3 protein-coding genes and 2 pseudogenes are annotated in these 4,767 nt (G+C 63.5%); 3 read left to right on the top strand and 2 right to left on the bottom strand.

The window, feature by feature from the left end; genetic code table 11:
- The 3 genes and pseudogenes from F0Q45_RS24315 to pstA form a co-directional block, all read left to right on the top strand.
- Positions 1-252, top strand: a pseudogene (locus F0Q45_RS24315) (phosphate ABC transporter substrate-binding protein PstS); the annotation flags it as partial.
- 13 nt (positions 253-265) lie between these two features.
- Positions 266-1,240 (top strand): phosphate ABC transporter permease subunit PstC, encoded by a 975-nt coding sequence (gene pstC, locus F0Q45_RS24310; RefSeq protein ID WP_149656325.1) that lies wholly within the window; start codon positions 266-268, stop codon positions 1,238-1,240.
- Entirely contained in the window at positions 1,237-2,139 is a 903-nt protein-coding gene (gene pstA / locus F0Q45_RS24305; RefSeq protein WP_149656324.1) for a phosphate ABC transporter permease PstA, read from the top strand. The genes pstC and pstA overlap by 4 nt, the downstream gene beginning before the upstream one ends.
- A gap of 6 nt (positions 2,140-2,145) precedes the next feature.
- Here the strand turns inward: pstA and F0Q45_RS24300 are convergent, their stop codons facing one another.
- Complete coding sequence (locus tag F0Q45_RS24300) at positions 2,146-4,251, bottom strand: serine/threonine-protein kinase PknD (protein ID WP_149656323.1); 2,106 nt, start codon at positions 4,249-4,251, stop codon at positions 2,146-2,148.
- Between the two features lie 264 nt (positions 4,252-4,515).
- Positions 4,516-4,767: pseudogene (locus tag F0Q45_RS24295) on the bottom strand (phosphate ABC transporter substrate-binding protein PstS); the annotation flags it as partial.

Below are 4,767 nucleotides of genomic sequence, written 5' to 3'. Positions count from 1 at the left end.
CAGGGTAACGACTTAGTGCTGGACACGGTGTCGTTCTACAAGCCAACGCAGCCTGGTTCCTACCCGATCGTGCTGGCGACCTACGAGATCGTCTGCTCGAAGTATCCGGACGCGCAGGTTGGGACCGCGGTCAAGGCCTTCCTGCAGTCGACCATCGGCGCCGGCCAGAACGGCTTGGCGGACAACGGCTACATTCCCATCCCGGACGCGTTCAAGTCGAGGTTGTCCACTGCGGTCAACGCCATCGCCTGAAATCGAAGCCGACGTGGTCCAAGGCCCGCAGCCCAAGCCTGAGCTACGGGTGGTAGGCGGGCGCTCCTCCCGGCGCGGGGACCGGCTGTTCAAGTTCCTTGCCTCCGCGGCCGGTTCGACGATCGTCATCGCCATTTTGCTGATCGCTGTGTTCCTGTTGGTCCGTGCCATTCCGTCGCTACGCGCCAATCACGTGAACTTCTTCACCAGCGCCGAATTCAACACAGCCGACGACGAAAAGCTGGCGTTCGGCATCCGCGACCTGCTGATGGTCACGGTGCTCAGCTCGATAACCGCCCTGGCGCTGGCCGTGCCGGTAGCGGTCGGGATCGCGGTGTTTCTCACCCAATACGCGCCGCGAAGGCTGTCGCGTCCGTTCGGCGCGATGGTGGATCTGCTGGCCGCGGTGCCGTCGATTGTGTACGGGTTGTGGGGAATCTTCGTGCTGGCTCCAGAGCTAGAGCCGGTCGCGCACTTCCTCAACCGCAACCTTGGGTGGCTGTTCTTGTTCAAGCGCGGCAACGTATCGCTAGCCGGCGGCGGCACCATCTTCACCGCAAGCATTGTGCTCTCGGTGATGATCCTGCCCATCATCACGTCGGTATCGCGCGAGGTGTTCCGGCAAACTCCGCAGATCCAGATCGAAGCTGCGCAGGCGCTCGGCGCCACCAAGTGGGAGGTAGTGCGGATGACCGTGCTGCCCTTCGGTCGCAGCGGTGTCGTCGCGGCGTCAATGCTGGGTTTGGGGCGCGCGTTGGGCGAAACCGTCGCGGTGCTGATCATCCTGCGTTCAGCTGCCCGGCCGGGAAATTGGTCGCTGTTCGACGGCGGTTACACCTTCGCTTCCAAGATTGCCTCTGCGGCTTCTGAGTTCAGTGAGCCGCTGCCGACAGGCGCCTACATCTCGGCGGGATTTGCGCTGTTCGTCCTGACCTTCGTGGTCAATGCGGCGGCTCGTGGCATCGCCGGCGGGAAGGTCAACGGATGACCCTTAACGCGCTCGACCAGCCAGTCAAAGCGGCAGTGTTTCGCCCGCTAAGCCTCTCGCGGCGGATCAAGAACGACATCGCGACAGTGCTGTTCTTCACCTCGTTCGCGGTAGCGCTGGTGCCACTGGTGTGGCTGCTGTGGGTGGTGATTGAGCGGGGTTGGTACGCCGTCACCAGACTGGACTGGTGGACACATTCGCTTCGCGGCGTGCTACCAGAGGAGTTCGCCGGCGGGATCTACCATGCGCTGTACGGGACGTTGGTGCAAGCCGGGGTATCAGCGCTGTTAGCCGTGCCGCTGGGCCTCATGACAGCGGTCTATCTGGTCGAATACGGCGCTGGCCGGCTGGCGCGGGTCACCACGTTCATGGTCGACGTGCTTGCCGGGGTGCCCTCAATTGTGGCGGCATTGTTCATTTTCAGCCTGTGGATTGCCACCATGGGCTTTCAGCAAAGTGCCTTGGCGGTGTCGTTGGCTTTGGTCCTGTTGATGCTGCCGGTGGTGGTGCGCTCCACCGAGGAGATGCTCAGGTTGGTTCCCGATGAACTACGGGAAGCCAGCTACGCGTTGGGCGTTCCGAAATGGAAGACCATCGTGCGCATCGTGGTCCCGATCGCCATGCCAGGCATAGTGTCCGGAATTCTGTTGTCCATTGCGCGCGTCATCGGCGAGACCGCGCCGGTGTTGGTGCTGGTCGGCTACAGCCGGTCGATCAACTTCGACATCTTCAACGGCAACATGGCCTCGTTGCCGCTACTGATCTACACCGAGCTCACCAATCCCGAACACGCCGGCTTCTTGCGCGTCTGGGGTGCGGCACTGACGTTGATCATTCTGGTGGCCGTGATCAACCTGCTCTCCGCAGCTATGCGCTTTCTGGCCACCCGAAGGCGGTAGCGCAACTCAGGAACCCTGGGCGAGTTTCAGCACCCTGCCGTTGCCGCGGTCGGCGACGTAGATGTTGCCCTTTTTGTCCACTGCCACCGACAGTGGGGTGTTGAGCCCGGTGAATGGCAGCTGGGTGGGCGCGGTCGCGCCGGCCGCCAGTTTCATTACCGCGTTGTCGTCGTGCTCGGTGACGTAGATGTTGCCCTCATTGTCCACCGTGATGCCCCATGGCGCGGTCAGGCCGCCGAACGGAAGCACGGATTGATTGCTGGTCCCGGCGTCCAGCTTCAGTACCCGGTTATTGTCGGTATCGGTGACGTAGACATTCCCATCGGTGTCCACGGCCACCCCATCGGGGTTCTTGAGGCCGTTAAAGGGTAAGACGGTCTGGTTGGTTGAGCCGGCCGCTAGCTTGAGCACCCTATTATTGCCCCGGTCGGCGACATAGACACCGCCCTGGGCGTCCACGGCGAGACCCTCAGGGTAGTTGAGGCCGGTGAAAGGCAACACGACCTGATTGTTCGACCCGGCGGACAAGGACACCACGCGGTTGTTGAAATCGCTGACGTAAATCGTGCCGGACCCATCGATAGCCAACCCTGTGGGCTCGTAGAGGCCGTTGAATGGTTTGACGGTCGGCGTGCTGGACCCCGCCGGCAACGCCACCACCCGGCCGTACATGGTCTGGTTGGTGACGTAGACGGTGCCCTGGTCGTCGACTGCGACCGCACCGGGGGCGAAGCGGAAGTTCAGTCCGTTGAACGGCAGCACGATTTGTCCGTGCGGCTGCCCGGAGCCTTTCGGCCTGCTGGCGATAAACGCGCTGATGCCGGCCGTGACGAGGATGACGGCCGCGACGACGGCCAAAACCACCCACAGCTTCCGCTTGTCGCGTGGCTCGGTCGGTTGGGGTTGGGATGGCTGGCTCGAGGCCGGCGCGCCCGTGGGGCTGGGACCTGGCCCGGGGGCGGACGAAATCCCCGGTTGGCTTGGCCAACTGGCGACCGGGACTACGGGCGCGGCCTTGGTCGGCTGCTCGGAGGTGGTCGATTTCGGTCGCCATCCGCTGAGGCTCGAGGACACTGGCCCAGCAACAGTCTCGTCCCCGGTGGGCCCGACGGGATAGGGCGGTTGAGGCCCCGTTGCCGGTGGCGACTGGGGCTGCGGACCCGAGCCGGTGTAGTTGGTCCAGCCGCCGCTACGGCCCGCATCGACGGCAGTGGCGAGCCGAATCGCATTGTCGCCTCGCTGCAGGATGCTGGCTTCCTGGCGCTGCTCGGGCATGGTCAGAGCGTCGTGGGCGGCGATCGCCAGATCTCCGGCACTCATGTAGCGGTCCTGCGGGTTCTTGGCCATGCCTTTGGCGATCACCTGGTCTAAGGTCGGGGGAACCCGCCCCGGTCGGAGCACACTCGGCCGTGGCGGGGGCTCCATGAGGTGGGCGGCGATCAACCGTTCGACGCTGTCGGTGCGATATGGCGGGGCCCCGGTCAAACATTCACCCAAAACACAGGCCAGCGCATAGATATCGGCACGGTAGGTGACTTCATCGCCGGTGAACCGTTCCGGGGCCATGTAGTTGTAGGTCCCCACGGCCATGCCGCTCTGGGTCAACCCGGGGTCGTGGCCGGCACGGGCGATGCCGAAATCAACCAGATAGGCGAAGTCGTTGGCCGCGACGAGAATGTTCTCGGGCTTGACGTCGCGGTGGGTCACACCGCTGGTGTGCGCAGCGTCCAGGGCGGCGGCAACCTGGCGCACGATGGCCACCGCTCGTGCCGGGGCAAGGGGACCGTATTGGTTGAGCATCGTGCGCAGTGAGACCCCGTCGATGAGGCGCATTTCCACATAGAACTGTCCGTCGATCTCGCCATAGTCGTGGATGGGCACGATGTGTGGCTCAGTCAACCGTCCCGCGGTGTCGGCCTCGCGTTGCATCCGTGCGCGAAACACCGGGTTTTCGGAGTACTGCGTCGAGATCAGCTTCAGCGCCACCACCCGGTGCTTGCGGGTGTCCTCGGCCTCGTAAACCTCGCCCATGCCACCGCGGCCGATCAAGCGCACCAGCTGGTAGGGGCCGAAGCGCGACCCAACCCGCGAACCCGGCCCGGTCTCGCTCACCGTCGACGCTCCCTTCACCCGGCCACCGGATCACCCGAAACGGCTGGTTAACCCACGGTAAATCCTCAGAGAGTAAGCACACAACAAAATGGTGCTACTCACAGCGAACTCGAATCCGAGGGGCACTGTGTAGCCCGCGTCGTATGACAGCCGCCGGAATCGTCGGGCAGCCAAATCGCTGAGCGGCTTGACGAATTCGCTTGCGTCCGCACAATAACGGCCCGCCCGGGGTCTGACCCGACGTTCGGGATGGTGATGATCTCATCACGTGATGGCGTTGACCACTGGGATCAATTTCGACTGGAAGGAGTTCGGCAGCGGAATGTACCCGTATTCGTCCAAACCTATCTGGCCATCGCCAATCGTGGCCTGCATAAAAGCTTTTACGGCAGCGCCGGTGGGGGCATCCGGGTACCGCGAGCAGACAATCTCATAGGTCACCAGCACGATTGGGTAGGCCGCGGCTTGGGTTGGCCGGTAGAACGACGACGTGTCCACCACCAGGTCGTTGCCCTG

It is taken from the genome of Mycobacterium simiae (assembly GCF_008370645.1).
In the GTDB taxonomy this organism is placed as follows: Bacteria; Actinomycetota; Actinomycetes; order Mycobacteriales; family Mycobacteriaceae; genus Mycobacterium; species Mycobacterium simiae_A.
The sequence above is the reverse complement of the archived record's forward strand: the minus strand, read 5'-3'. Positions and strand labels throughout refer to the sequence as shown.